The organism is Neobacillus jeddahensis, from assembly GCF_000612625.1.
GTDB lineage: Bacteria > Bacillota > Bacilli > Bacillales > Cytobacillaceae > Neobacillus > Neobacillus jeddahensis.
This window is the reverse complement of record NZ_CCAS010000059.1, coordinates 1-26,480: the sequence shown is the minus strand read 5'-3', so window position 1 is coordinate 26,480 and position 26,480 is coordinate 1. Positions and strand designations below refer to the sequence as shown.

The 26,480-nt window shown below is 38.0% G+C and carries 30 protein-coding genes; 8 read left to right on the top strand and 22 right to left on the bottom strand.

What is annotated here, in order from left to right; translation table 11 throughout:
- Positions 1-329 precede the first annotated feature (329 nt).
- From mgrA to TY15_RS18975, 15 genes are all read right to left on the bottom strand, one after another.
- Positions 330-1,322, bottom strand: coding sequence for an L-glyceraldehyde 3-phosphate reductase (mgrA, locus tag TY15_RS19045; RefSeq protein ID WP_040208762.1), 993 nt, complete (start codon positions 1,320-1,322; stop codon positions 330-332).
- A 247-nt stretch (positions 1,323-1,569) separates the two neighbouring features.
- Complete coding sequence (locus tag TY15_RS19040) at positions 1,570-2,457, bottom strand: peptidylprolyl isomerase (protein WP_040208761.1); 888 nt, start codon at positions 2,455-2,457, stop codon at positions 1,570-1,572.
- Positions 2,458-2,477: 20 nt separating this feature from the next.
- Complete coding sequence (locus tag TY15_RS19035; protein WP_040208760.1) at positions 2,478-3,908, bottom strand: S1C family serine protease; 1,431 nt, start codon at positions 3,906-3,908, stop codon at positions 2,478-2,480.
- Between the two features lie 144 nt (positions 3,909-4,052).
- Complete coding sequence (locus TY15_RS19030; protein WP_244440963.1) at positions 4,053-5,480, bottom strand: sensor histidine kinase; 1,428 nt, start codon at positions 5,478-5,480, stop codon at positions 4,053-4,055.
- Positions 5,452-6,153, bottom strand: a complete 702-nt coding sequence (locus tag TY15_RS19025; RefSeq protein WP_040208759.1) for a response regulator transcription factor — start codon at positions 6,151-6,153, stop codon at positions 5,452-5,454. Before TY15_RS19025 ends, TY15_RS19030 begins: the two co-directional genes overlap by 29 nt.
- 218 nt (positions 6,154-6,371) lie before the next feature.
- The gene (locus tag TY15_RS19020) at positions 6,372-7,367 is read right to left on the bottom strand and encodes a phosphotriesterase family protein (RefSeq protein ID WP_040208758.1); all 996 of its coding nucleotides are present in this window, start codon (positions 7,365-7,367) and stop codon (positions 6,372-6,374) included.
- A gap of 75 nt (positions 7,368-7,442) precedes the next feature.
- The gene (locus tag TY15_RS19015; protein WP_040208757.1) at positions 7,443-8,417 is read right to left on the bottom strand and encodes a quinone oxidoreductase family protein; all 975 of its coding nucleotides are present in this window, start codon (positions 8,415-8,417) and stop codon (positions 7,443-7,445) included.
- A 14-nt stretch (positions 8,418-8,431) separates the two neighbouring features.
- A complete protein-coding gene (locus tag TY15_RS19010) occupies positions 8,432-9,211 on the bottom strand; it encodes an enoyl-CoA hydratase/isomerase family protein (protein ID WP_040208756.1) in 780 nt (259 codons plus the stop codon).
- 122 nt (positions 9,212-9,333) lie between these two features.
- The gene (locus TY15_RS19005; RefSeq protein WP_040208754.1) at positions 9,334-10,104 is read right to left on the bottom strand and encodes an SDR family NAD(P)-dependent oxidoreductase; all 771 of its coding nucleotides are present in this window, start codon (positions 10,102-10,104) and stop codon (positions 9,334-9,336) included.
- A gap of 50 nt (positions 10,105-10,154) precedes the next feature.
- The gene (locus TY15_RS19000) at positions 10,155-10,901 is read right to left on the bottom strand and encodes a 2-phosphosulfolactate phosphatase (protein WP_040208753.1); all 747 of its coding nucleotides are present in this window, start codon (positions 10,899-10,901) and stop codon (positions 10,155-10,157) included.
- A gap of 17 nt (positions 10,902-10,918) precedes the next feature.
- The gene (locus TY15_RS18995; protein ID WP_040208752.1) at positions 10,919-11,995 is read right to left on the bottom strand and encodes a phosphotransferase family protein; all 1,077 of its coding nucleotides are present in this window, start codon (positions 11,993-11,995) and stop codon (positions 10,919-10,921) included.
- A gap of 127 nt (positions 11,996-12,122) precedes the next feature.
- Positions 12,123-12,689, bottom strand: a complete 567-nt coding sequence (locus TY15_RS18990) for a TetR/AcrR family transcriptional regulator (RefSeq protein WP_040208751.1) — start codon at positions 12,687-12,689, stop codon at positions 12,123-12,125.
- Positions 12,690-12,795: 106 nt separating this feature from the next.
- Positions 12,796-14,409 (bottom strand): long-chain-fatty-acid--CoA ligase, encoded by a 1,614-nt coding sequence (locus tag TY15_RS18985; protein WP_040208750.1) that lies wholly within the window; start codon positions 14,407-14,409, stop codon positions 12,796-12,798.
- A 49-nt stretch (positions 14,410-14,458) separates the two neighbouring features.
- Positions 14,459-15,211, bottom strand: coding sequence for an SDR family NAD(P)-dependent oxidoreductase (locus TY15_RS18980; RefSeq protein WP_040208749.1), 753 nt, complete (start codon positions 15,209-15,211; stop codon positions 14,459-14,461).
- Between the two features lie 210 nt (positions 15,212-15,421).
- A complete protein-coding gene (locus TY15_RS18975) occupies positions 15,422-15,616 on the bottom strand; it encodes a hypothetical protein (protein ID WP_040208748.1) in 195 nt (64 codons plus the stop codon).
- 230 nt (positions 15,617-15,846) lie between these two features.
- Between TY15_RS18975 and TY15_RS18970 the strand changes: the two genes are divergently transcribed.
- The gene (locus TY15_RS18970) at positions 15,847-16,728 is read left to right on the top strand and encodes a VanW family protein (RefSeq protein ID WP_040208747.1); all 882 of its coding nucleotides are present in this window, start codon (positions 15,847-15,849) and stop codon (positions 16,726-16,728) included.
- Positions 16,729-16,880: 152 nt separating this feature from the next.
- Here TY15_RS18970 and TY15_RS18965 read toward each other — a convergent pair whose 3' ends face one another.
- Complete coding sequence (locus tag TY15_RS18965; protein ID WP_040208746.1) at positions 16,881-17,147, bottom strand: hypothetical protein; 267 nt, start codon at positions 17,145-17,147, stop codon at positions 16,881-16,883.
- Positions 17,148-17,455: 308 nt separating this feature from the next.
- Here TY15_RS18965 and TY15_RS18960 point away from each other — a divergent pair, with 308 nt between their 5' ends.
- Both TY15_RS18960 and TY15_RS18955 read left to right on the top strand, forming a co-directional pair.
- On the top strand, positions 17,456-18,094 hold the full coding sequence (locus tag TY15_RS18960) for a class I SAM-dependent methyltransferase (protein WP_074432841.1): 639 nt from the start codon (positions 17,456-17,458) through the stop codon (positions 18,092-18,094).
- A gap of 101 nt (positions 18,095-18,195) precedes the next feature.
- A complete protein-coding gene (locus TY15_RS18955) occupies positions 18,196-18,447 on the top strand; it encodes a sigma-G-dependent sporulation-specific acid-soluble spore protein CsgA (protein ID WP_040208745.1) in 252 nt (83 codons plus the stop codon).
- Positions 18,448-18,714: 267 nt separating this feature from the next.
- Here TY15_RS18955 and TY15_RS18950 read toward each other — a convergent pair whose 3' ends face one another.
- Positions 18,715-19,584 (bottom strand): YitT family protein, encoded by an 870-nt coding sequence (locus tag TY15_RS18950; protein WP_040208797.1) that lies wholly within the window; start codon positions 19,582-19,584, stop codon positions 18,715-18,717.
- An 890-nt stretch (positions 19,585-20,474) separates the two neighbouring features.
- Between TY15_RS18950 and TY15_RS18945 the strand changes: the two genes are divergently transcribed.
- From TY15_RS18945 to TY15_RS18935, 3 genes are all read left to right on the top strand, one after another.
- On the top strand, positions 20,475-20,678 hold the full coding sequence (locus tag TY15_RS18945; RefSeq protein WP_040208744.1) for a DUF1657 domain-containing protein: 204 nt from the start codon (positions 20,475-20,477) through the stop codon (positions 20,676-20,678).
- 65 nt (positions 20,679-20,743) lie between these two features.
- Positions 20,744-20,947, top strand: a complete 204-nt coding sequence (locus TY15_RS18940; protein WP_040208742.1) for a DUF1657 domain-containing protein — start codon at positions 20,744-20,746, stop codon at positions 20,945-20,947.
- Positions 20,948-20,970: 23 nt separating this feature from the next.
- The gene (locus TY15_RS18935) at positions 20,971-21,831 is read left to right on the top strand and encodes a DUF421 domain-containing protein (protein ID WP_040208741.1); all 861 of its coding nucleotides are present in this window, start codon (positions 20,971-20,973) and stop codon (positions 21,829-21,831) included.
- A 60-nt stretch (positions 21,832-21,891) separates the two neighbouring features.
- Here the strand turns inward: TY15_RS18935 and TY15_RS18930 are convergent, their stop codons facing one another.
- The 4 genes from TY15_RS18930 to TY15_RS24075 all read right to left on the bottom strand — a co-directional run bounded on the left by TY15_RS18930 (position 21,892) and on the right by TY15_RS24075 (position 24,439).
- Positions 21,892-22,863 (bottom strand): DMT family transporter, encoded by a 972-nt coding sequence (locus TY15_RS18930; RefSeq protein ID WP_040208740.1) that lies wholly within the window; start codon positions 22,861-22,863, stop codon positions 21,892-21,894.
- Positions 22,864-22,883: 20 nt separating this feature from the next.
- The gene (locus TY15_RS18925; RefSeq protein WP_040208794.1) at positions 22,884-23,123 is read right to left on the bottom strand and encodes a DUF2164 domain-containing protein; all 240 of its coding nucleotides are present in this window, start codon (positions 23,121-23,123) and stop codon (positions 22,884-22,886) included.
- 85 nt (positions 23,124-23,208) lie between these two features.
- On the bottom strand, positions 23,209-23,619 hold the full coding sequence (locus tag TY15_RS24080; protein ID WP_142305400.1) for an MFS transporter: 411 nt from the start codon (positions 23,617-23,619) through the stop codon (positions 23,209-23,211).
- 52 nt (positions 23,620-23,671) lie between these two features.
- The gene (locus tag TY15_RS24075) at positions 23,672-24,439 is read right to left on the bottom strand and encodes an MFS transporter (protein WP_052353839.1); all 768 of its coding nucleotides are present in this window, start codon (positions 24,437-24,439) and stop codon (positions 23,672-23,674) included.
- A gap of 260 nt (positions 24,440-24,699) precedes the next feature.
- Here TY15_RS24075 and TY15_RS18915 point away from each other — a divergent pair, with 260 nt between their 5' ends.
- Complete coding sequence (locus TY15_RS18915; protein ID WP_040208738.1) at positions 24,700-25,314, top strand: PH domain-containing protein; 615 nt, start codon at positions 24,700-24,702, stop codon at positions 25,312-25,314.
- A 35-nt stretch (positions 25,315-25,349) separates the two neighbouring features.
- Here TY15_RS18915 and TY15_RS18910 read toward each other — a convergent pair whose 3' ends face one another.
- Entirely contained in the window at positions 25,350-25,982 is a 633-nt protein-coding gene (locus tag TY15_RS18910) for a nitroreductase family protein (RefSeq protein WP_040208737.1), read from the bottom strand.
- A 137-nt stretch (positions 25,983-26,119) separates the two neighbouring features.
- Here TY15_RS18910 and TY15_RS18905 point away from each other — a divergent pair.
- Positions 26,120-26,480, top strand: a 361-nt coding sequence (locus TY15_RS18905; protein ID WP_042375163.1) for a winged helix-turn-helix transcriptional regulator, incomplete at its 3' end; no start/stop codon positions are given.

Genomic DNA, 26,480 nt, shown 5'->3' with positions numbered 1-26,480 from the left:
TTGAAAAGCAGGCTAATTCCAAAAAAACCGCCATTAATTAAATGAAAGGGAAGGATAAAACCATTAATTCCAATGCTAATCATCGTACTGCCAAATCCGATAATTGCTATTTTTTTTTTCATTCCATCCATCCTTGTCCATCATACTTTATTACCACCATATGATAATAAACAGGATTTCATTCGAATCAGATTTTCCTATCACTTAGAAACTAAAAATAGAGCCTAATGATAGACTCCAAATTTATATCTTAATAGACTGTTTGATTTTTGATTGGCGTGACGATCGATCAGATAAGAATTTATTGCGGACTGATAACTAGATGTATATCAACTAATAAGGATGTCTTCAATTCTTTCTAATTCATCTTGTGAGAAAGAAAGATTGTTTAATGCGGCCACATTTTCTTCAATCTGGCTAACTTTACTTGCCCCAATTAAGGCAGAAGTGACCTTGCCATCCCTTAATACCCAGGCAAGAGCCATCTGGGCAAGATTCTGACCTCTTTCTGCAGCCACTTCATTCAATTTTTGAACTCGATGAATGACTTCTTGCGTAACTTGATCTTTACTTAAAAAGCCAGTAAGTTTTGCGGCACGGGAATCTGCTGGAATTCCATGAATATACTTATTCGTCAACAACCCTTGGCCTAAAGGCGTAAATGCAATCGAACCTACGCCATTTTCTTGTAATATATCTTGTAAGCCATCTTCAATCCACCGATTCAACATTGAATATTTTGGCTGATGAATGACAAGAGGTGTCCCTAATTGATTCAAAATCTTTATCGCTTCCGCCGTCTGTTCCGCACTATAATTAGATATCCCCACATACAATGCCTTCCCCTGGCGGACGACATTATCAAGCGCACCCATCGTTTCTTCGATCGGAGTATTCGGATCGGGGCGATGTGAATAGAAAATATCAACATAATCCAGACCCATCCGTGTCAAGCTTTGATCCAGGCTAGAAATAAGATATTTTCTTGAGCCCCAATCACCATATGGGCCTGGCCACATCGTATAACCAGCCTTTGTAGAGATGATCAATTCATCCCGGTAAGGGGCGAAATCAGTTTTTAACATCTGACCAAACATTTTTTCTGCGGAGCCTGGTGGTGGTCCATAATTATTGGCTAAATCAAAATGGGTAATCCCTAAGTCAAATGCCCTTCTCAGCATTATGCGACCGTTTTCATATGTATCTACACCACCAAAGTTATGCCACAAGCCTAATGATATGGCCGGTAATTTCAACCCTGATCGTCCACTTCGATTGTATTTCATTTTGTCATACCTTGTTTGATCTGCAAAATACATCATTGAAACCCCTCCTCTTTCCTTTTCATTTGTCATTATAAACCCCATGAAAGCGCATGCAAAGAAAATTTTTCTAACTCAAGTTAATAAACAGCAAAAAGCTCTTCGAACCTAAAATTCGAAGAGCTTTTCATTCGCCTTGCTGACTTATTCGAAGTTCATTAATTCGATATCATCTACTGCATTGGCAATTGCAAAATGGCAAATTTCCATACTCCATTCACCCTGTCCACCCCTTGATTGTTGGGTTTTACACTTCTTCAAGTGAATTCTCAATATTATAGCTCTTTTTCTTCTTTTCAATCCATGTTGAATACTCAGAATCTATTTTTTGACTAAGTAGAGTTTCTTTTATTTCAGCCTTATTTTCATCATAGTTTGCTTCTTTTGCATCCTTTTTACCCTCTACTTTAATAATATGGTAGCCATAATCTGTCTTAACTGGATCACTTATTTGATTTACGGCCAATGTAAAAGCAACATCATCAAATTCTGTTACCATTGTCCCTTTTGAAAAATAACCAAGCTCTCCACCTTGTTCCTTCGACGCTTCATCTGTGGAATATTCCTTAGCCAATTCCGCAAAGTCACCACCGTCTGAGAGTTTTTGTTTCACTTCTAGCGCTGTTTTCTCATCAGCAACCAGAATGTGACTTGCTTTTACCTGTTCAGCTTCAGCAAAGGAATCTTTGTTCTCTTCAAAGTATGCCTTCATTTCATCATCTGTAATGGAAATTTCCGGTGTTAATAATTTCTTAATCGTTAAGTAATTTTGCAAGTCCTTTTTAAGCACGGCTAGGGTTGTATTATTGCTCTCAAGAGCCTGATTAAATGCTTCTTCCCCACCATAAGATTCTTTAAGATTATCAATCTCTTTATTCAATTCACTTGCTGATACACTCACTTTTTGTTTCTTGGCTTCTGCAGCCACAATTTTATCGGAGATGATTTGATCAACCGTTGCAGCTCCATACTGTTCGACCATTTCTTTATATAAATCGTCCTTGCTAATCGACTCACCATTAAATTTGGCAACTGCCTCATCATTCTTAAATGCAAAACTGAGTAAAATTGCCGCTGCAACCAATAATACAACAATGATCGAAACAATCATTTTATTTTTCTTAATAAATACCATTTTATTAACTTCTCCCCCTACTATTCCGTAAGCTTAACATTTACAGTGACAAGCTTACCATCACGATATACCTCGATTTTTATCGTGTCGCCAGTCTTCACTTTTGTGTATAGATATTTTCTTAATTCTGTTGAATTAGCGATGTCTGTACCATTCATAGACACAATTACATCCTTTGGTTGTAGACCAGCACGTGATGCCGCTGAATTTTGGTCAATATTCATTACCAAAACCCCTTGTTTAATATCATCTGGTAGGTTTTGCCAATACATTTGTGGTACTTCGTCTAAATCCGCCAGTCCTACTCCAAGGTATGGGCGATCAATTTTCCCACTCTTAATTAACTGATTTACGATTGGGATCAGATCATTACTTGGAATAGCGAAGCCTAATCCTTCTACACCACTCTCAGAAATCTTCAAGCTATTGATCCCAATTACTTGCCCTTGTGGGTTAATTAAAGCACCTCCACTGTTCCCTGGATTAATAGCTGCATCTGTTTGAATAACATTGGTATCCCAATTTCCTGCTGATGTTGTCACTGAAATACTTCTGTCTATAGCACTGACAATCCCCTGTGTAACCGTTCTAGATAAGTCAAGACCGAGTGGATTTCCGATGGCAAATACTTGATCACCAGGGCGAAGCGTTGATGAATCCCCAAAAGCAGCCGTTGATGTGACATATTTTGCATCTATTTTTAATACAGCAAGATCTGTTAAAGCATCTGTTCCAACCACCTCTGCAGTTGTTTTTTGGCCATCATATAAGGAGATTTCCAGCTTAGATGCCCCTTCGACTACATGATTATTGGTGACAATATAGGCGGTGTCATTCGTTTTTTGAAAAATAACCCCTGAACCGGACCCGCTTTCCACACTTTCAGTTGAGCTTGTATTTCCCCATGGATCATTGTTTTGTGACTGCTGAAAATTTTCGATGCCGACAATTGCTTTCGATACATTTTCAACGGTGTCTGCAATGGAATTTGTGGAAACCGCTGTAGGCTGCGCGGTTACAGGCTTAACTTTAGAAGAAGCGTTTCCTGTGCTGCTTGAAACCTGATTTCCTGCATTCTGATAATATTGATTTAAGTAATCAGTGTGTGGCAAAACAGCTAATGTTAAAACCGACCCAATTACCCCCGCTGCGATTGTCGTAGCGAATCCTTTCACTTTGCGTTTTGTAGGTACTGATTGCTTCGTCGACCGTGTTTGTTCACTTGCAAGCGGAGCAGCGTTTTCTTCTACCTCAGCATTTGCCATACTTTCCTGTGTCTCTTCTGTTTTGTAAGAACCCACTGTGAAGGTCGCATCGACAGCTTGTCCACTTTCCTCGAGTAGATGATCTGCTTGGTTATCAATTGAAGCTTTTTCTATACTTGTATCTTCTGTCAACTCCGATGAATCTGGTTGAGTCTTATTTAATTCTTTATCATTATTGAATTCCATCTTTTTCGATCTCCTTTTCAATAGTTCATTAACTTGTCTTTACTTTACCGCACAAATCTTAAGAAATTATTAACAAACTTTAACGAGTTTAAGAAATTTAATAAAAATAAAAAGCCACCGTTATTTTCGGTAGCTTTTCAGCGGTTAATCGATCTTTAATCGAATCACAAATTTCGTACCTTTTCCTCTTTCACTAAAGACTTCAATCTTCCCCTCATGGAGGACGACTAGTTGTTTGACAATTGAAAGTCCTAATCCGAATTCACCATATGGATTACTAGTTCTTGAAATATCCGCCTTGTAAAAACGGCGCCATATATTCTGAATTTCTTTTGTATCAATGCCCAACCCGGTATCCTCGACCTCAATAATCGCCCAATTTTGTTCCATTCTCCCCCGCAGCCAAATGGTTCCGTTGGTGGTAAACTGGATACTGTTCTTCGTAATATTAATTAAGATTTGCACAAGACGATCATAATCGGCCATAACATGAACATCCTGGTCTGTCTCCACGATAATTTGATTATTTTTCTCCTCTGCTTGCATACTCAACTGCTCTTGAATAATCTCTAGCACTTCCAAAAGCTGAATTTCTTCTTTGAAAAGTTTGATTTGATTTGAACGAATTTTTTCGTAATCAAGATTTTCATTGACTAGACGAATCAAGCGTTTTGCCTCTTGGCTCACAAGATTAATCCCGCGCTCTTTATCCTCTTCGGGAATCATGTCATTCTTCAATCCTTCAATGACGCCACTAATTGTCGTCAGTGGCGTCCGCATTTCATGGGATACATCAGCCATAAATTGACGTCGTCTATTTTCTAAACTCTCTATTTCGAGCATGGAAGCATTGATTTTATCGACCATATGGTTAAAATCAATGGCTAATTCCCCAATTTCATCAAAATTTGATGAATTCACCTTTACATGATAATTCCCCTCTGACACCAGTGAGGTCGCTTCACGAAGCCGTTTAATCCGATGGACGTGAATTCTCGATAGAAACCAGCTTTGCAAAAAGGAGACGCCAAAAGCAATCAGGATCGTATAAAGTAAAAATTTATTGATTTGATGGATCATCTTGCTAGAACCACTTATTGGTGAAGTTAACAAAACGCCGCCAATAAATTTCCCATTGTCTTTGTAGGGACGGACCACAAAGGTAACTCCTTCTTGACCAAATCGCTTATCACTTTGAACAATCAAGGTTATCCCTTTTGTAACCTTTTCCCATTCTTTCGGTTTCAAATTTTTGATTGCAGGTCCATTTTTATTAATTAAATACAATTTCCCCTCTTTATCGAACATACTGAAACTCATTTTCCTGGCTGCTAACACATTGCTATATTGATTAAGAACATCTGTAGCCACAGGTGCCTCTTTCATATCCTTTAAAATCGCATCACCATAAGAAATAAGTTCGTCAGCCTTATTTTCATAAATTAAGTCTTCCACATAATAGGCGAATAACAGACTAAGCAACAAAAAGGCAACGATGATAATACTAATGTGGCTAAAAAACTGTTGGTAAATATACTTAAATTTAAACTTCGGATGTTTTGTTAGCATCATCAAATTTATATCCTACTCCCCAAACAGTATGAAAGAATGGCTGCGCAGTCGTTTCCACCTTTTTTCGCAATCTCTTGATGTGTACATCCACTGTTCGTTCATCTCCGTAAAATTGATAGCCCCAGACCCTTTCAAGTAATTGTTCTCGTGAAAATACTTGACGAGGATGTTCTGCCATATAGTAAAGCAAATCAAACTCTTTGGGAGTTAGGTTAGTCACTTGTGATCCATCCACAAATACTTCTCTTGTCACTTTGTTCACCTTAAAATGATCCGTACTTAAGAAATGCTCTTGCTCATTATGAACTTGTGTCTGAACTCTTCGTGTTACGGCTTTAATTCTTGCCATCAGGGTCAGAGGGCTAAACGGTTTCGTGACATAGTCATCTGCCCCCATTTCTAGCCCTAAGACTTGATCGGATTCACTGTCTTTAGCAGTTAACATAATAATCGGAACGGTAAACTTTTCATCTCTGATTTTCCGACATATCGAGACCCCATCCATACCAGGAAGCATCCAATCAATGATAAGTGCATCCCATGTACCGCTTTTAAAGCGGTTATAGCCTTCTAAGCCATCATTCACAAAGATACCTTCAATTCCCTCCTTTGCGAAAAACATTTCTATCATCGAACAGACACCTTTATTATCTTCAATCACTAATATCTTCAATGTCAGTCATCCCCTTAAACAAGTAACTATTCCTCCCTTTAGTTTATACAAAATTTTATGTATATCAAACCTTCTGCCCGTTTCTTCCCTACTAATTAATAGTTTGTTCATAGTTTATTAATATTTAAGATTTCATTCATTCTTCTGGGGAGAAATGCTCAAGATTAAAAAAACAAAAAAAAAAGGCCAAAATGACCTTTTTTTATTGAATTCTTTATTCAGAAAACCTTTGCAGGCGTACCGGCAAATAATGAGACAGCATTTCCACCAAGCAATTTATCCATTTGCTTTTCAGATATTCCCTTCTCCCGTAAGGTTGGGAGGATATTTTCAAAGATATGACCAGGATGCCAATTCTCCATAATTTTCGTCACTTGTTCATTCATAATCGGTGGGCGACCAAGCCAAATATTAACACTGTCATGAGCTAAAAGGATTTGGTCTTCATAGCCGTCAGCTAAGAGAGACAATAAAGTCGTCACCCTTTCCTGGTCGAGAGGGGCACCAACTAGAACTTGTATGCCAAAGCGGTCAAATCCTATTCGAATGCCTTGGTCCATGACTTCTTTATGATAATCAGGATTAGTGTTCCCACACATATGGCCAATGATAATTTTGCTTGGGTCGACGCCCAAATCAAGTAATAATTTTGCTTGTTCAGGCCCCATCGTCCCTTCTTGTGTATGGGTTAAAATGACAATTCCGGTTTCCTTATGAACACGGGCTGCAGCATGAAAAAACATTCTTTCATAGTCTGTAATTTCATCCTTACTGGAGGCTAATTTAATAATACCTGGCTTAATTCCTGTTCCTGCGATTCCTTCAGTTATTTCTGTTTTAAACATTTCATAGATATCTTCTTCAGCCGTTCCTAACCCTTGGCGGAATTTGAAATAGGGAGGTGCCCCTTCTCCCTCGTAATAATAGCCAGTTGCGCAAATAATTTGTAGTCCTGTTGCTTCTGACACTTTGCGTAATAATTGCGGATTTCTTCCACACTCATTTGGGGTTGGATCGACTACGGTTTGAACTCCGAAACTCTGCATTTGTCTAGCAACGCTGATAGCAGCCTCTAACACTTCGTCCTCTTTGAAAGCTCCAAGGGTAACATCCCCTTGAAAGCCTGGGTAGCCAAAGATAAAATGCTCGTGAATTAACGTTTTACCAAGCCTGTCAACCGATATAGGACCTGTTACCGTTTCTACTGTTTTCATGAATGACTTCATCCTCTCTCATATCATTACCAGAAATAAATAGTCACAACATTATGATCTATCTTTCGCCGGCCATTATGGCTCTAAGATTAGTTTCCCTTGAGTTTTTCGCGATTGTAATAATGTATGAACCTGTTCTGCCTCCTCTAATGGGAATACTCCACCAATGGTTAGCTTCAACTTCCCCTCACCAAGAAACGTAAAAAGCTCGACTAAGCTAGGTTGTAATAATTCCGGCTTTCTCATGATTTGCGGCAAGAAAAAACCAATCACAGATTGATTTCTTGCCATTAATGAAGACGGGTAAAAACGACTTTGTTCACCGCTAGCTGCTCCAAATATAACCAATCTGCCAAATGTGGCCAGACATTTTACTGTTTTATTGAACACATCTCCTCCGACCATCTCTAGCGCGACGTTAACCCCTTTACCACCTGTTGCATCGAGGACCTGCTGCTCCCAATTCGCTTCTGTATAATTGATTAACACATCTGCCCCCATTTCTCGAGCCAATGCTAATTTTTCCGCCGTACTAGCGGTTGCAATTACCTTCCCAGCTCCAAACAATTTTGCCAGTTGGACAGCGATCGTGCCTACTCCTCCAGCGGCGGCATGAATAAGAACGCTTTCATTCTTCTCCAATCTACCCATTGTTTTTAAAATATGGTAAGCACTTAGTCCCTGGAGGGGCAGTGCTACTGCTGTGTGATAATCTACTTGTTCAGGGATTGGAATAACAGATCGCTCGTCAGCAACGGCAAAGTCCGCATAGCCACCTGATTCGATTAATGTTACGATTCTGGTTCCAGGCTTAACCTTTGTTACAAGCTCACCAACCTCGACCACTACACCTGCTATTTCTGCCCCTGGGATAAACGGCAGGGGTGTGGGTACGACATATTTGCCTTCGCGTCTTGCAGTGTCCGCATAATTTACACCAATCGCTTTTATTTCAATTAATACTTCTCGTCCAGTCGGACTCGGTCTGTTTAGATCGACTAACCTTAATACTTCCGGACCACCATACTCTGTCAATTGGACTACTCTCATAATCGTTTCAGCTCCTATCTTCCTTTAAAGGCTGGTTTTCTCTTTTCTTTAAATGCCGAGATGCCTTCTTTATGATCTTCCGTCTCAACCATTAAAGTCTGAATCAGTCGTTCCTGCTCAAGAATTTCTTCTAGTGAAGTAGTGAACGATTGGTCAATTAATTTTTTTTGCTTACCAAAGGCCTTTCCAGGTCCGTGTGCTAATTTCAAGGCAAACTTTGTGGTCTCCTCCTGCAGTTTTTCAAATGGTACAAGGTAATTAATCACTCCTAGTTGATATAAGCGCTCTGCTGGAATAGGCTCTGCCGTAAAAAAGAATTGTTTTGCCAAGTGCGGTCCAATTAGTCTTGGCAGTAAATACGATCCTCCTCCGTCAGATATTAGTCCAACCTGTGAAAAGCTAAGGGCAAATTTGCTATCTTCAGCTGCCACAATTAAGTCACAGGCGAGTGCTAAATTGAAGCCTGCACCAGCTGCGAATCCATGAACAGCAGCAATGATTGGTTTTTCTGTATCTTTCATTAATAAAATAAGTTCATTTAACTTGCCAATGTGATCGTAAACTTGATTCCCTTTAGACTGACCCATTGTCTTGACATCACCACCAGCACTAAAAGAACGGCCTGCTCCAGATAATACGATTACCTGTACATCTTCATCCTCTTGAGCAGAAGTTAATGCTTTTTTTAACCCTACTATCATTTCTGGGCTAAAAGCATTTAAGCTTTCTGGGCGATTTAATGTTAATGAAAGAACTGGACCTAATTTTTCTACTACTAAATGTTCTTGCAACATTGTCATCTTCCTCTCAGTTATAAATTAATCTAACCTTTTAATCACTTGATTCATATTTTCCTTCAATAAGAACTATGCCTATTTACCATTGAAATCTATTTCCTTTAGAAGGCTATATGATTCTATTTAATTAACCAACCACCATCTACCAGTAAATCAGTTCCAGTCATATAGGATGCTTCAGGTGAAGCAGCAAAAGCGATAACATTGGCAATTTCCTCAGGATGACCAATACGGTTAAGAGCTGTGTTTCTTTGAATGGCTTTAACAAAACGATCATTTTTTAATCCACTTTCAGTTAATGGCGTCTCGACAAAGCCAGGTGAAACCGAGTTGACTCGAATCCGATAAGGAGCTAACTCTAGAGCAAGTGCTTTCGTTAGATTAATGACCCCAGCCTTGGCGGCACTGTAATGAGGAATTTCCGCCCCTGCTTGATGCCCAGACAATGATGCGACATTTACAATCGCCCGGTTATGGTCTTCTTGCCCAGCACCTTCCACCATGATTTTCCCTAGTGATTTTGATACTAAAAATACGCTTTTCAAATTCGCATCTTGAACGTAGTCCCACTCTTGTTCCGGTATATCTAGTAATCGAGAATGTCGCGACCCTCCTGCATTATTCACCAGAATATGGAGGTCTCCGTAATCCTTTTGAATATACTCTGCTAATTCTATGACATCCTCCCCATCCGTGCAGTCAGCCGTAAATATTTCGGCCAATGGAATTTTACTAGAAAGATTAATAACATCAGCCGTCTCTTCGAGCTTATTTTTTGTTCTGCCAACTAAGATAACCTTCGCTCCTTCACTTGCTAGCCGGACGGCAACTGCCCTGCCAATCCCACTTCCTGCCCCTGTCACTACCGCAATGGATTGCGAAAATCTCATCTATTTGCCTCCCTTACGCTTAGGATGTAACTCCCGATATGGTTTAAAGTTTAAACAGATTTAGAAGAAATCGATGGCTCGATCACCACTTTTCCTTCTCGTAAAACAGGAACAATCGACGTCAATCCTTTAGATGCTGCTAATTTTAAATCATCATGGTGGTGATGTTTGTCTAGTAGATTGCCAACATAGGAATCTAGAAGAGTTTCATAGGAATCCTCTTGACCTCGGTAAAAATACAAAGCCGTTTTTGCCGCATCGGTTAGTTCGAACTCCCTTTGCTTCAGCAGACAGTCAATGAAATGACCTGCACCAAAAAAATCCTCTAAGCTGGTTTCTCCTGAATTCCCGGAACAAATGACGAGGACTGTTTGGTCTTCTTGTACAGGCTGTAAGGCACTGGCAATGGCAGGATTATTTAAGAGTGAAGCAATATAAACTTTATTAGCCAGAGCAGATTTCCTTAAGGCCACCGTCCCGTTTGTGGTTGACAATATTAACGTCTTCCCATTTATAGATTCTCTGATTAAGGTTGGACTTGGGTAGACAAAGCCATCTATGGGTTGAGCATCCAATTCTCCAGCCAGTACGTATTCATCTTGTTCATAACCGTTTGCCAGTTTCATAGCTTCATTGCTATGTAACACAGGAATGACTTCCTTTGCACCATCCCTCAGTGCAGAAACGATCGTGGTGGTTGCTAGTAGAACATCCAATACGACGGCGACTTTATTTCCATCCGCAATTTTCTCTTCTTTAATGTCTTCTTTCTTCATTAATAGATGAATCTTCGCCATTTCATTCCCACTCCTCTTTACAGCTTCTCATTTGCTACACTCGCGGCATGCACTAATAAATTTCTCACAAAAAGATTAAAGTTAGCAAAGCGAGTATCGCTTGTTTGCCCTTTTTTATACCGATAATAAATTTGTTGGCCAATCACGGCTAGTTTAAAGTAGGCAAACGTTAAATAAAAATTGAAGTTCGTTATATCACGGCCGCTTTTTTTCGCATAAAGTTCAATAAATTGTTTCCTTGAGAAAAAACCTTCATAAACTGCGGTAATTGGCTCCTTTCCTAGTCCCTTAATCAACAACTCAGAATCGTTAGGCTCATTCCAATACCCCATCACCACTCCGAGGTCTGCCAACGGATCACCGACAGTGGTCATTTCCCAATCAAACAGTCCCACCATTTCGCTAAAATCCTCATTAAACATGGCATTATTAAATTTATAGTCATAGTGAATAATGGCTGCATCTGATTGTTTAGGAATATGAGCGACTAGCCATGATTTTAAAGCTTCAACCACTTCAATCTCATCTGTTTTTGCCCGTTCATACCTGCCAATCCAGCCATGGACCTGCCTTTCCATGAATCCAGACGGTTTGCTTATAGCTGATAAACCTGTATGCTTATAGTCCAGTGCATGTAATTCCACCAGCTTTTCGACCATTATTTCTGAAAGTCGTCGGCAGAGATCCTTAGTGACTTCAGTTTCTTCTGGGAAGGAAGTATCCACGACAACGCCATTTTTTCTTTCCATTAGAAAGAATGGACTTCCAACTACCGCCACGTCATCAGAAAAAAGGAGTGGTCTTGGGGCAACCGAAAAAATCGGGTTTAGATCGGTTAAGATTTTGAATTCCCGTTCCATATCATGCGCTTTGGGTGCCACTGGCCCAAGTGGTGGACGCCTTAACACGGCCTCCCATTCCCCAAGCTTTAATTGATAGGTTAAATTAGAATGTCCCGCAGAAAATTGCAAAACTTCCAGCTGTCCTCCTGGCAAGGATTCAATATTTTCTCGTAAGAATTTTTCTAACACGAGTAAATTTAATTCTTCACCCTTCCGAACGGCAATCGTATCCTTATTCATTTGGCGGGGCATGTTGATCCTCCTTTTAAGATAAAATATTTATCTTTTCGGTTTTGCTTATTATACTAACCGGTCAGTATAATATTTTTCCAAAGAAAGGGGTACCTTTCCTCAAAAAATACCCTCTCATTCCATTTCGTCAGCTTACTTGAATTCCCTTTAAAATCATATCGACAAAAATCTCGGCTACTTCTCTCTCCGAACATGAACCATCTGGTTTAAACCAATGGAAACTCCAATTCGTTATTCCCAAGATTCCAAAGGCAATAATTGAGGCATTTAAATCTTGACGAAATTCCCCATTGTCCATACCTGTCTTAATCAATGTTTCAATGTTGAACCGAAACTGGTCTCGTTTTGTATCTATTAAGGCAAACCGTTCTGCATTTAAATTCTTCAGTTCTCTAAAAAATATTTTCGCTGCAGATCCACGGGATTCAATATCCCTAAGTATCATAAAAACGATTTCTAATAATTTTTCTTTACAGCTCTTGGTACCATCTTTAAAAATACCATCTTGTTGTGTAAGTAATTCATCAATGTAGCCCTGATGGATATCCATTAACAGTTCTTCTTTACTTGAAAAATAATAGTAAAAGGTTCCTTTGGTTACTCCAAGGGAATCAACAATATCCTGTATCGACGTTTCACTAAATCCTTTTTTTTCAAATAAGCGGATGCTTTGTTCCGTTATTCTTTCTTTCACCTTAATGTCCTCTCAATCTGTTAAATGTTTAGAAAAAATTATACCATATCTTCAACCCTCCTTTATACCTAGGAATAAAACTTCCCCACTCAACATCCAAAAGATTCTAGTTTCCAATTGCTTCCTCTCGCAATGCACGTCGAAGGATTTTTCCTACACCTGTTTTAGGGAGTTGCTCACGAAATTCAACACTGCGAGGTACTTTGTAGGCCGCCATATTTTTTCGACAGTATTGAATGATCTCTTGCTCCGTAACGGTTGCTCCTGTTTTTAGAACAACAACAGCCTTCACATCTTCCCCTCTATAAGGATCAGGTACTCCAATACAAACTGCCTCCTGTACAGCAGGATGTTCGTATAACACCTCTTCAATATCACGTGGATAAATATTGTATCCGCTTGCAATGATTAAATCTTTTTTGCGGTCAACAATATATAAATAACCATCATCATCCACCTTGGCAATATCTCCTGTGAAAAGCCAGCCATTCCGAAGAGTGTTTGCTGTTTCTTCTGCCATATTCCAATATCCCTTCATAATTTGTGGTCCCTTAATAATCACTTCGCCCAGTTCACCGACAGGTACTTCTTCCGTTCCTGTTCCCACATCCACAATTTTATAATCTGTAGACGGCATCCCAATACCCACACTGCCAGCTTTCCGTTCAGCAAAAGGCGGATTACAATGTGTTGTTGGTGAGGCTTCTGATAAACCGTATCCTTCTAATATGTTAGAACCGGTTTTTCTTTCAAAGCTACGAAGTAGTTCAACTGGCATGGGTGCACTGCCACTGTTACACGTCTTTATGCTATTTATGCCATATTCTTCAGCTTTTGGATGACTTGTGATCGCTACGTACATCGTTGGAACTCCTGGGAACAACGTTGGTTGTTCGTTTTTTATGGTATTTAAGACCTCTTCTAAATCAAATCTAGGTAGAAGGATGGATTCTGCTCCAGTATAAATGGAAAGATTCATACATGAACTCATTCCGAATACATGGAAAAGAGGAATAACGGTTAAGCATTTTTCCTTACCAATTTCTAATTCATGTTTAAAAAACTCATAGGACTGGACCACATTTGCCAACACGTTTCTGTGCGTCAGCATTGCCCCTTTTGATCGTCCAGTTGTACCGCCTGTATACTGAAGAACAGCAATATCATGTTCTGGTTCAATATCAATAGTAACTACATTCCCGTTTCCTTCAGTTAAAAAGCTTTCAAAACTCCGGTCAGGAGTATAATCCTGTTCTGAAGGCTGTAAGCTAACGACAATAATATTTTTTAGATTCGTCAGTGGTTGAACGCTTTTAACTCGAGGGTATAAGGCATCGAGGACAACAATGGTCTCTGCACCAGAATCCTTCAAAATATATTCAAGCTCTCTTTCTACTGACATCGGATTAACTTGGGTAACAATAGCCCCTGCGGTAAGAATTCCATAGTAGGAAATCACATATTGCGGACAATTTGGCAGCATCACTGCTACCCTGTCTCCTTTTTGGACCTGGTTTTTCTGTAATGCAGATGTGAATTTTTGTGATATTGTGTTTAGCTGCCCATAGTTGATTTTTTTACCAAAGAAGGAAAGGGCATTCTTGGTAGAAAATTTTGAGGCAGTTTCTTGAAGAATTTGTCCCATCGGTATGCTAGGAATGGTGACAGTACTTTCTATATTCTCAGGATAATGCGCTAACCAAGCTTTCTTTTCACTCATATATTCCCCTCCAAAAAATATTTCTTATCGTTTATTAGAAAAGCTTTTATTAAAATGTCAGACCACCGCCATCCACTGACAGGGTAGCTCCGGTTATAAAAGAGGCTTCCTCGGATGCTAAAAATAAAACGGCATTGGCTACTTCCGCTGGAGTTCCAATTCTCCGAAGTGCATTTGCCCGTGAAATGATCGGCCACTTCCGCTCATTCTGCTTCCAATTATCGATAATTTTCGTATCAATCACGCCTGGTGCAATGGCATTTACGCGAATATTGTATTTTCCATATTCAAGAGCTGCATTCTGCGTCAACAGAATAACCCCTGCCTTTGAAGCATTGTAAGCGGAAACAAATTTCTGACCTTTTAAACCTAACAAACTAGAAGTGTTGATAATGGAACCACCGCCGGCCTTAATTAATTCGGGTACAGCATACTTAATACCCAGAAATACTCCCTTTAAATTAATGTCAACTACACGATCCCATTCCTCTTCTGACAGATCGACACTTCTTACCTCTGAGTTGCTAATTCCGGCATTGTTGAACAAAATGTTTAAGCCTTCAAATTGTCTGGTGGTTAGCTGTATAAGCTCTTTTACCTGCTGCGAATCGCTCACATCTGTGTTTACAAAGAGAGCTTGCCCACCGATTTCATGGATAAGGCTGACAGTTTCTTCACCGATATTTGCATCAATATCAGCAACAACCACTTGTGCTCCTTCCTTTGCAAAACGAATAGCTGCAGCACGTCCTATCCCACCACCACCTCCTGTAACTATTGCTGTTTTCCCTAGTAATCTCATACGTACCCAACCCTTCTACCTTGATTTATTCCTATGCCCATTTATGCTGTATATCGAAAATCAATACTAACCAGTTAGTATGTCATATGTACAATTATACCTGCTAAACTTAATTATTCAATTTCTTTTCTAAATATTCTAATAAATTTAGTTTTTTTTGGTAAAAAAATAAAAAGCTGAGCGGACTTACCCTTACTCAACTTTTCGTCTTTAATATCGCTTGTTAGATTTCTTTTGTTTATTCATCACTTCGTACGATTTTTCAATAATATCTGTTAAGACGTCTCCTTTATAAATTCTTCCCAGCTTAAGCCCCTGCTGATAATATTCAACAATTTCATCAAGTTTTGCAGAGGTAGCTTTGGTGATTCTAACATTTAATTGAACTCTTTCGTTTTCAGTCATGATAGGATACTCCTGTTCTTTAATTAGCAGACTGCTAGCAATTAACTATTTAATTGCTATTCACTGCTACTATACTATAATTCTGAATTTTTTTCATTATCATAAAATTATCCGATTTAATACTTCGTTCTACTAACTTTTTTCTAAAAATTTTTTTTACAGTCAGGATTAAATCTACCTACATGAAATTGACAATTTTAACTTATATTATCATGAGGAGGTGTGCAGCAATGATACTGCCTTTACTATTCAGCATGATCCTAGTAACCCAACCAATAAAATCCGAAGATCATTTAGTTATTACCAAAAATGGTCAACCTATCATCACCATAAATCGGATGGATTTTTTCTTACCCTATACCGATTTACCACTTATCAACAAACAAAACTATGAGCAATTATTAGACCAAATTGACAAAGAATTTTCAACAGAACCTCAGAATGCAAGCCTGGATTCAAATGAAAACATCGTGAAGGAACGGATTGGCATTAAAGTTCACCGTCAATTATTTACCGAGCAATTCTATAGCAAATTTTTTTCTTATCAACATGAGTCATTAGAATTACCAATGCTTACTGTTTATCCAGAGGTGGATAGTGAATTACTTTCAGATATACGTAGCATGCGGATTGGACGCTATGTTACATCATTTAACGCCCGAAATAAGAAGCGTTCCACTAATATACAATTGGCAACTGAGGCAATTAATAATGATGTTGTTTTCCCAGGGGAAACATTTTCTTTCAACAAAGCTGTAGGAAAACGCACAGCTTCTAAGGGATATTTACGGGCTCCTGTTATTGTAAGAGGAGAATTTTCTGAGGATATTGGCGGTGGAATTTGTCAAGTATCCTCCACCCTTTTTAACGCTGTGGATAATGCTGGATTAAAGATTGTACAGCGATATTCCCACTCCAGGAAAGTTCCCTATATTCCCCCTGGAAGGGACGCTACGGTAAGTTGGTATGGGCCGGATTTTGAATTTTTGAATTCTTATAACCAGCCAGTTTTAATTCGTGCAAGAACAATGGGGAATTATTTAATCATTTCAATTTATTCTTCTGAGAATATTAAATATATTCCGCGAAAGGTTCCTGGACCAGCCTATTAAAGAAAAGTGCAAGGCGCCGATTATTGGCTTGTGATCTCGAGCCGATGGCGCATGGAGCTAAACATTTCTCAATGTCAAAATTTATACTTATCTTTAAAGAAAGTCCGCTTGAATGCGGACTTTCACTGTAATACTATACTATACCTACCTACTTAATGTTTATTTTTTAAAGCACTTTCTAATAACTCTTCTGAAAACTCTGTTAAAGCAGCATTATCCATCATATTAATGTTGCTCTTGGGTGAAAAATTTTTAACAACGTTTTGGATTGGACGTGTGAAGTCCTTTCTCTTCCCTCTAGATACGCCAAAAACAGCAGCACTTAAACCAAGACCAAAAAGAGATGCCCAAATCGGCCCCTTACTTTTACGTTTAGGTGCAAACAATTTGAAGAATGGTTGCTTTCTAAGTTTATTCATATACAGCACTCCTTTTGAATGGTATGAAAGGTAGCCAGTTAGATACCCTTCATTTGCTTAATTTGTGCATTTCGATGCAGATTATAAGTAGGAAAGCGTTCATGCTTTGCTATTTACTGACAGTTTTATACTGCACCACCTTTATTAAGATTTTTAAAACTTCACCTAAATCCTTTATTAGACACCTCTCAGCCTTTCTTAACATACAATGCAAAAAAGAAATTTAGGTGGTGTCTATGCGAGGCTTAACATATTTTGATTTTCTGGCAAAATTCGGAATAGGAGGAGCCCATCCAGGGGGCATCCTTTTGACGCAAAATATACTTTCTGAAGAGAACATTACAAAAAACTCCACAATTTTAGATGCAGGTTGCGGAACTGGACAGACTGCGGCCTATTTGTCTCAGCAATATAAAGCTCACGTATTTGGCTTAGAGATCAATCCAATTATGCTCGAAAAAGCAAAAAGCCGCTTTCAGAAACTGCGACTCCCTATTCAATTAATCCAAGGGTCGATTGAAAATATTCCATTCAATGATCAAACTTTTGATTTTATTTTATCTGAGTCTGTTTTAGCTTTTGTAAATAAACCAAAGGCACTTAAAGAATTTTATCGCGTCTTAAAAACCGGTGGCCGTTTTCTAGCAAATGAAATGACAATTAACAAAAGGCTAACACCACAAGAAGAGGCAGAAATAATGAACTTTTATTCTGTTGATTCCTTATTATTATCGGAAGATTGGGATCGAATATTGCAAGATGCTGGATTTCAAAATATTGAAATTAACAAGCAGAAACTCGACCTAAGTCATGAAAATAATAGTCCGGAATTTAATTTTTCAAAGGACTTTGAACCAGAACTCTTTCATATCCTCAATGAACATGGAAATATTGTTATTAAATATCAAGATGTATTAAGCTACCGAATTATTAAGTGTTCAAAATAAACAATGAAAAGGCCTCTTCTTGAAGATGGCCTTTTTTAAATCTGTATGTATATTATTACGGGCAAGTCGAAAAATTAAATACTGAAAGGGTGGGTTTATTCATGGATAAAACTTTGGGATATTTGAAAGAAATATTATCAAATTACACAGACCAGCATTCAGACGGAAAACATTTGTACAAAAAGTTGAACGAGGGAAATTACTCTTCTGAAGAATCCTTTGTTAATCATTTAAGCCAGCAGGAAATACATTTTTTAAATAATATCCTGCCAAAGGAAATTGCCTATGCAAAAGAAGAACAAGATGATAAAAGAGCCTATCAGTTAAATGAAGTGTATGAGCTCCTATATTAATACAAAAGATGGCAGAATACTCTGTCATCTTTTTAGGAAATATCGCATTATTTTCACAATCTATTTCCTAGGGAACCGCATCGTACGACAAAGCTCTCCCTTTTTTTATTTCACATATTCCGCTGTTAAATGACAAAAATCGTGCTGATATTACAAACCTACCGCTAATTTTTATGGATCATTAAACGTTCCCAACAAAATATTTATTGATGTTCGACATCTTTTAATATCATTACAATAAAGAAACATGCAAAAATTTGCACGTTTCTAATGAATATCTCTCTTCTTAAATCGGCCACCACGTACCTCAGCAATATCGGCCACTGCTAGGAATGCACTATCATCATTTTCAGTAACAATTTCTTTTAATTTTGCTTCTTCAAGACGATTGATGACACAAAAAATAACTTTTTTATCATCACCTGAATAGGCTCCTTCTCCATTGATATATGTGACCCCACGACCTAAGCGATTCATTATAGCATCACCTATTTGTCTTGCATTGTCGCTAATGATCCATACGGATTTAGATTCATCAAGTCCAGTGATGGTAATATCAATCGTTTTGTAGGCTACAAAATAAGCAATTAACGAATACATTGCGCGATCCCATGTAAAGACAAAACCGGCACTACCAAGAATAAAGAGATTAAAGAACATAATAATTTCCCCGACGGAAAATGGAAGTTTATTATTAAAAAGTATGGCAAGGATTTCGGTCCCATCTAATGATCCTCCGTACCGAATAACTAGTCCTACTCCAATCCCAAGGACAATCCCTCCAAAAACAGTTGCAAGAAGGATATCTTGAGTAAATGCAGGTACCGGATGCAGTAATGTGGTCCCAATCGAAAGGATGATGATTCCATAAAGAGTGGATAAAGCGAAGGTTTTTCCAATTTGTTTGTAGCCAATAAAGAAAAAAGGGATGTTAAAAAGAAAAAGGAAAATACCTAATTTCCAACCAGTTATATAAGATAGCATGATCGATATCCCTGTTATCCCGCCATCAATTACATTGTTAGGTACGAGAAAAATCTCTAACCCGACAGACATTAAGACTGCTCCAAGTGTAATTAACAGTATTCGTTGGAATATTTTCCTTTTAGTCAATCTCCGGTGCTGAATTCTCGCCATGATGGCTTCCTGTTGTTCGATTAAACTAATTTCAGAAGTTCCTGTCATTATCTTGCCCCTTTCAAATTAGAATCTTATTACCATTATAACGAATTTTTGCTGTCATTTATAATGAAATGCATCTTTTCCGACAAATTCAAATAAACTTAGAGCCTTGAGTATACCTTTAAATGCGTAGAAGAAATAAAAAGAAGCTACCTCAATTATGAGGTAACCCCTTAATAATTATTAACATCTTAGGAGACCCAACCATGCCATCATCCAATTATTCATTATTCTAAAGAAACAGTGAATATTGCCGATGTGTGTTTGTTCCGTAGTAGGAATTAATTCGCATGTGATTTAATGGAATTCAAATTCCTAAAAGAAACAAATTTTTTTGGATTGACTCGTTTAAGACTCCTTTTCCTTCATTTGGTCTATCGGTTTCATGGCAATACCTGTTTGGATAGGTTTTCGATTTTGATATCTATACATAAATATTTCATTCATCAGATATCTAACCTATAAATCCTAAACTTTTTCCTTTGATATAAGTTTCTACCTACTTCATAGAAATCCATTATGAAAGGGGTCTGCTTTGGATTTAAGCCTTTCCAATTTGGAATTATATCGCTCTACCTCTACCCACCAAATGATGTGCGGAAAACCTTACTACTCGTTCACTAACGGAACGAACACGTATGGTTGAGCCTCCTAAGATGTTATTTTTTCTTTCTTTATATTTATAGTATATCACCGAATTTTTAGAATTAAACAATATTTATTGACAAAACAGTGAACTTTTGGGAAAAATTCGGAGAGTGTTTTTTAATTATTTGCTGCACATAAGTTTACAGATATTCCACATACTATTTTTGTTATTACATCTCTAGAAAGAAGGAACCATTATGACTGTAGGAACACAAGTAAAACAAGCACTAGCTGGCTTAAAGAGTGCTCAGGCTAGTTTTGAAACATTTGCATTAGCCACAGACAACCAAAATGCTAAGCAACTTTATCAACAAGCTGCCCAACAAACACAATCAGTACTTGACAGCTTGGAACCACGGTTACAAGAAATTATGACTGAAGAACCACAATACAAGCAATAAAAGAAGAATAGGTTGGCACATTTGCCAACCCCTTTTTCATTTCTTTTGAAAGGAAGTTCTTAGAAATGACGATTGCATCAAACGTTAAACAATGCCTTGCCACGATTAAAGGAATTGAAGCCCAGCTGTCTTCATTAGCTGTAAATTCACTAGATGAAGAAGCACAGACGTTATTTCATGAAACAAGTTTACAAATAGGAGATATAAAAAAGGATCTCCAATACCGTGTGTTGGAACTTGAACGAAATGAACCCCAATATAAGGGCTGAAAAAAGCACTGAGGTGAGTAGTTATGCCAGATTGGATAATAATTATTGGTCGATCATTCATTTTTTTGTTACTTCTATTTATTACTACAAAGATTCTTGGTAAGAAACAAATCTCAGAACTTTCTCTTTTTGAATACATTGCTGGGATTACCATTGGAAGTATAGCTGGTGAGGTGGTAACAGGTCTCGAAGCTAATTTTGTTCATGGTGCAATCGCAATGATTGTATTTGGGGTTATTACTTTTTTGGTAGACTATATATCGATAAAAAGTAAAAAATTTAGTGACTTTGCGGAAGGAAAAGGCACAGTCGTCATAAAAGATGGGAAAATATTAGAAAATAATTTAAAAAAGGAAAAATATACAATAGATGAACTTTCTGCTTTACTCCGCCAGAAAGATATATTCAAAATTGCTGATGTTGAGTTTGCCGTATTAGAACCACGTGGTAATTTAAGTACATTATTGAAAAGGGAGAACCGCCCTTTAACCCCAAAAGATTTGCAAATGAAGATGCCTAGCGAAAAGGAACCACAAACCATTATAATGGATGGCAATATCGTTGATGAGCCATTAAGGAACGCTGGGAAAGGAAGAGGTTGGTTGTACACAGAACTCGAAAAATTAGGGGTGACACTTGATAATGTCTTCCTTGGCCAAGTCGATTCATATGGTGAATTAACTGTAGATCTATATGACGATAAAATACAAATTCCTTCACCCATGCAACGCCCCTTATTACTTGCAACCATAAAGAAAACTCAAGCAGACTTAGAAATTTTTTCACTTGAAACTAATTGTGAGAAATCAAAAGCAATGTATAAGAAGAATGCAGCGATCTTACAGGAAGTAATCGATAAACTGTCCCCATATCTAAATGGCTAATAAGACGAAAAAAATCCTTATCATATTCGTTGATAAGGATTAAATTATTTTAAAATCATTCTATGCACTTACGTTAGCCGTTTTTTGTTGTTGTACCATTTTGTTTGAAAAATAACTGTGTAAGACCATACCAATCATGACAAGAACCATACCACACCACGATAAAGTAGTTGGCATGACGGAATGTAATAAAAGTAATTCTCCGATCACAGCAAACATAACCTCCATTGATTGCGTGGCTTCAACTGCAGCAAGCTTGTGCATATTCCCTCTTACCAAATCTGTAGCATGAAAGAACAGGATCGTCGCAATCACCCCCGACGATATAGCTACAAGCCCGGATTGAAATGTTTGACCTAAGCTTGGGGGTCCATCTATTATTAGTCCATAGATCGATAGAACGATCCATAACGGCATACTCGCTAATGTCATCCCCAACACACGTTGAAATACATCTAAGCGTCCACCACATAACTCCATCATTTTCCGATTACCTAATGGATAAGCAAAGGTAGCGATAATAACAGGAAGTATTCCTAAAACTAAGGAAAGAATAGATAACTGATTGGCCTGTTCAATTTGCATCAACAAAATACCAACTATAATGATCAAGGACATACTCAGACCCTTAAATGGAATCTTCCCTCTAATCCGGACATGCCCCTGTTCTCCTTTTGAATTTTCATAAAAAAACGGTGCCAGCAATGAACCAGATATAATCGTAATTTGCCAGGTTGCCGCAATTAACCAACCAGGGGCATAGGCAGCAGAAAAGCAAATGGGTGCATAAAACAACCCAAACCCAATAGTACTCCACAGCAGCCATATTCGGGGTCGCTGCTTCATTTCAGTGAAGAGTTGTGTTAAATTTCTTCTTGCGAGAACAATTAGAATCAGAAAAGGGACCATAAAAAAATATCGTAAGCATGCACTCCAAATCCAGCTTCCCCCGGAAAGTTCCATCGATCTGTTAAGGATAAACGTAATCGCAAAAAAGAATGCGGCAAATACACCTAAAATAAGCGGTCGCATTTTTCCACCTTCCCAGCTATTTATTGATTTTTCTCAAGCGCATACAAATCTTCTTCCAGTGTATTCATTTTTTGCTCCACCAGTTCACGAGCATCTCTTAGCGCTTTATTATAAAAATATGGGCCTAATTGGTCTTTAAAAAAGTCATATGCATTTTCAGCCGCAATCAACCCGATTTCTTCCCCTCTCTCTTCATAAAAAAAACGTTGAATTTCTGAGATCATTTTATCCTTGTGCTGTTTTGAAAATTGAATGAACAAATAGACCGCTCCTTTTTCAATATGTAAATAAAATTGTTTCAAAAATGAAGGGAACCTCAAATACTTTCCCTTCATTCGTTGTTATCTATTGAAGATGCTCTATAGGCTTTATCATTAATGCCCGTCGCTTGATTATTGCCAAGACAAACGAACAGACAAAAAGGATGGTCGCTATAATGAATGTAATCCGTACTCCCCATTTTTCAGTAATACCACCCATGATAAGTGATGATAACCCAAAAGCGCCAAATATTAACGTACTTCGGGCAGAGTAGACCTTAGCTAAGAGTTGCTCTCTGGCACTCCCCTGAATGATTGTTGTTTCCGCAACGTCACGAGCCATTTGCGGTAGTCCAAACAAGAAAGAGCACAAAAGTGCAAACCACGGAGTAGACGTCGTTCCAAACAAAAAGGTAATGACAATTAAACAGCACGTGGACCAGAGAATTGTTTTACCTAGGTTTCTTTCAATTAAATGTGAATAGCGATATATCAATAGTCCAGCTAATAGCATGCCTGCAAAAAAGGAGCCATTAATAAACCCCCACCTAGCTCTCCCCTTTATTTAATGCTTCAGCTACATATACAAAAAGTATGGCAGCGATCCATACCCCATTTGCTAAGGTTTCGAGTATATTCATCATACTAATCGTCCTTAACTGTTGAGAGCCCCAAAGAATTCGCCAGCCCTCTTTCAAGATGTCCTTCCGCGATTGTTGATCAGGAGCCTGCAGGCTAGATTCATGTGTAATCAAAGCCATAAACAAAGTAGAAATAATATACAAGCTAAGAGTAAACCATAGGATGGGCTCAGCACCAAAAGAGACCAGCAAGATGCTCCCTATTGGCCAAGAAATAAGTTGAACAATTTGATCAGATATGGAAAGCAAGCTATTGGTCTTCACCAATTTACTTTCATCAACCAAGCTAGGAACGAGTGCATTTCGTGCCGGTGTTGCCCACCCATCCAGAAATGCAATCAGACAAATAAGGAGGTAAATCATAAACAACCAATCTATTTTCATATGCGCAACCGTTAAACACAAAAATAACATGAAAAGAGTCTTACCACATTGGGTATAAACTAAGATCGATTTAAGCCCATATTTATTGATGACCAATGGCGCGAGTAATCCGCTGATTAATGTAGAAATTGTATTAAAAAACGGTACAAGCGACATATATATTACGGAATCAGTCAAATCGAAAATCAATTTGATTAGGCAAACAACATATAAAATATCTGCCAAGTTAACAGACATTTGCCCAACCCAAAGAAACCGGAAAGAGGTTCTTTTTCCGACAGAATTAGACATAAAACACCCTCACTTTTTATTTAATTTTGAATAAAAAAGTCCAGGGCTCTTACATCGGTCTGCCTCCCATCACAGTATTTCGTTTTAGTATAGCAGATTTCTGAATTTTATGTTATTCTTTTGATGAAATCTATACATTATTTGTAAGAAAGTGACATAGAGTTTTTTGTGGTCATTTTGTTTAGTCTTTAGTAAGAAACTTTTTAGTCTGTTGCTCGTAAATAGAATTTGTCATCAAATCATAAGTGAGGTTGATACGCATGTTTGGAAAAGTTGCTGCTGACATTTTGGGATTAAGTGATGTGGGTTCTGTTATTAACCCTGAGAATTACGATAAGGTTGACGCTGACGACTACGTCATGCATGAAGACAATGAGAAGATTTATTTCTTAATCAAATCAAAATCTGATGAATATTGTTTTACCAATAATGCCCTTATTCATTTAGACGGCACAAGTGCTACCAGTAAAAAACGGATGCTTCACCGCTATAGTTATGCGACGAATCAGGTTTCTAATGTGATGCTTGAAACTGCTGGTACTGTCGACCTTGACGTAGAAATAAAATTTAAAATTGGTTCAGAGGCTTTCTCGATCGATGTACATAAGAAGCACATCGAAGAAGTAAAGGATTTATACAAGGCATTGATTAAAATTTCGGAAATCTCACATGAAAATGACATTAGCCTTCAGTTTGCCAAACAAAGCTTGGAGGTTGCATCCACTACACTAGGACGAATTACTAGTCCTGATAGCAACTTAGTGGTGCAATTCAAAATGCTCAACCAAGCGGCCTTTCAATGGCTTGAGGATAGCAAGAAACAATATTGCCTGAAAGATTTTGGCTTTGTATTTGAAAAATATATTAACAATTAATGTGATAAAAAATAACCCCAAACAGGGGTTATTTTTTATTTATAATCAATGATTACATCTTCGATTGGTAACCGTGAGCTATTAAAGGCAGGTGCAGCTGCCTTCCCTACAGAGATTAACACGATTGGGAAATAACGGTCAGACACATTAAACATTTCACTAAATTTTTCTTTATTAAACCCACCCATTGGCACAGTGTCATAGCCTCTTTCCTTAGCAATCAGCATAATTTGCATGGCCACTAATCCTGCATCGAATGAAGCAATATTCTTGCGGATTTCCTCAGATGCATATGGATAAGTACTATTAGCACTAGCAATCAAGCGTTCCATATTCGCTTCATCCATGAAACCAGCTTCAAAGTTACTACGATAAACCTTCTCAATACTTTTAAACATTTCTTTATCACCTAGAACAGCTATCACAGCAGATGCGGTTTCCACTTGTTCTTGATTATTAGCAATTGCTCTCAGTTGCTTTTTTGTCTCAAGGTTTTGAACCACAATAAAGCGCCATGGTTGAAGATTACTTGACGACGGTGCAGTAGTGGCCTCCTTTAGAATATCTCTCATTTCCTCTTGCGAAATAGTAAAGGCTGGATCATATTTTCTAACAGAGTGACGTTCTTTTATCACTTCAGATACTGTTCTCGTTGCTAAATTTGGCATGGAAACTTTCCTCCTATGTTCACATAACTTACTAATGGTAAGTACTTTTTCATCTTACTATTAGTAAGTACCTATCGTCAATCAAAAAGATTATGGTATAATATTGTTAGAAATGGTATAAAATGAGGGATTAAACTATGAACGAACATAACAAAAATAATTGTTTGACCCAACCTGATAAGATCATTCCCCATATCTGCACCAATTTTCATAATGCCATTGAATTCATAGGAAAACGTTGGATGGGTGCTATTATTTATTCTCTGTTAGAGAGACCTAAACGATACCATGAAATCATTTCCTCTATTCCAGGTATATCCGATCGATTACTGACGGAAAGATTACGGGACCTAGAATCTGAAGGATTGATTATGAAAAAGGTTATTGCAACATCCCCCAAAAAGGTCGAATATGAATTAACAAAGGCAGGAAAGGATTTAGAAGAGGTCATTCATTCGTTAGTCAAATGGGCGAAAAGTCGCGAAAACAATAAAGGCT

Coding starts and splice junctions, on each gene's coding strand:
- mgrA (WP_040208762.1), bottom strand. CDS start 1,322: ATGATGTATTTTGCAGATCAAACAAGGTATGACAAAATGAAATACAAT.
- TY15_RS19040 (WP_040208761.1), bottom strand. CDS start 2,457: ATGGTATTTATTAAGAAAAATAAAATGATTGTTTCGATCATTGTTGTA.
- TY15_RS19035 (WP_040208760.1), bottom strand. CDS start 3,908: ATGGAATTCAATAATGATAAAGAATTAAATAAGACTCAACCAGATTCA.
- TY15_RS19030 (WP_244440963.1), bottom strand. CDS start 5,480: ATGATGCTAACAAAACATCCGAAGTTTAAATTTAAGTATATTTACCAA.
- TY15_RS19020 (WP_040208758.1), bottom strand. CDS start 7,367: ATGAAAACAGTAGAAACGGTAACAGGTCCTATATCGGTTGACAGGCTT.
- TY15_RS19015 (WP_040208757.1), bottom strand. CDS start 8,417: ATGAGAGTAGTCCAATTGACAGAGTATGGTGGTCCGGAAGTATTAAGG.
- TY15_RS19010 (WP_040208756.1), bottom strand. CDS start 9,211: ATGTTGCAAGAACATTTAGTAGTAGAAAAATTAGGTCCAGTTCTTTCA.
- TY15_RS19005 (WP_040208754.1), bottom strand. CDS start 10,104: ATGAGATTTTCGCAATCCATTGCGGTAGTGACAGGGGCAGGAAGTGGG.
- TY15_RS19000 (WP_040208753.1), bottom strand. CDS start 10,901: ATGGCGAAGATTCATCTATTAATGAAGAAAGAAGACATTAAAGAAGAG.
- TY15_RS18995 (WP_040208752.1), bottom strand. CDS start 11,995: ATGCCCCGCCAAATGAATAAGGATACGATTGCCGTTCGGAAGGGTGAA.
- TY15_RS18985 (WP_040208750.1), bottom strand. CDS start 14,409: ATGAGTGAAAAGAAAGCTTGGTTAGCGCATTATCCTGAGAATATAGAA.
- TY15_RS18980 (WP_040208749.1), bottom strand. CDS start 15,211: ATGAGATTACTAGGGAAAACAGCAATAGTTACAGGAGGTGGTGGTGGG.
- TY15_RS18975 (WP_040208748.1), bottom strand. CDS start 15,616: ATGACTGAAAACGAAAGAGTTCAATTAAATGTTAGAATCACCAAAGCT.
- TY15_RS18970 (WP_040208747.1), top strand. CDS start 15,847: ATGATACTGCCTTTACTATTCAGCATGATCCTAGTAACCCAACCAATA.
- TY15_RS18965 (WP_040208746.1), bottom strand. CDS start 17,147: ATGAATAAACTTAGAAAGCAACCATTCTTCAAATTGTTTGCACCTAAA.
- TY15_RS18955 (WP_040208745.1), top strand. CDS start 18,196: ATGGATAAAACTTTGGGATATTTGAAAGAAATATTATCAAATTACACA.
- TY15_RS18950 (WP_040208797.1), bottom strand. CDS start 19,584: ATGGCGAGAATTCAGCACCGGAGATTGACTAAAAGGAAAATATTCCAA.
- TY15_RS18945 (WP_040208744.1), top strand. CDS start 20,475: ATGACTGTAGGAACACAAGTAAAACAAGCACTAGCTGGCTTAAAGAGT.
- TY15_RS18940 (WP_040208742.1), top strand. CDS start 20,744: ATGACGATTGCATCAAACGTTAAACAATGCCTTGCCACGATTAAAGGA.
- TY15_RS18935 (WP_040208741.1), top strand. CDS start 20,971: ATGCCAGATTGGATAATAATTATTGGTCGATCATTCATTTTTTTGTTA.
- TY15_RS18930 (WP_040208740.1), bottom strand. CDS start 22,863: ATGCGACCGCTTATTTTAGGTGTATTTGCCGCATTCTTTTTTGCGATT.
- TY15_RS24075 (WP_052353839.1), bottom strand. CDS start 24,439: ATGTCTAATTCTGTCGGAAAAAGAACCTCTTTCCGGTTTCTTTGGGTT.
- TY15_RS18915 (WP_040208738.1), top strand. CDS start 24,700: ATGTTTGGAAAAGTTGCTGCTGACATTTTGGGATTAAGTGATGTGGGT.
- TY15_RS18910 (WP_040208737.1), bottom strand. CDS start 25,982: ATGCCAAATTTAGCAACGAGAACAGTATCTGAAGTGATAAAAGAACGT.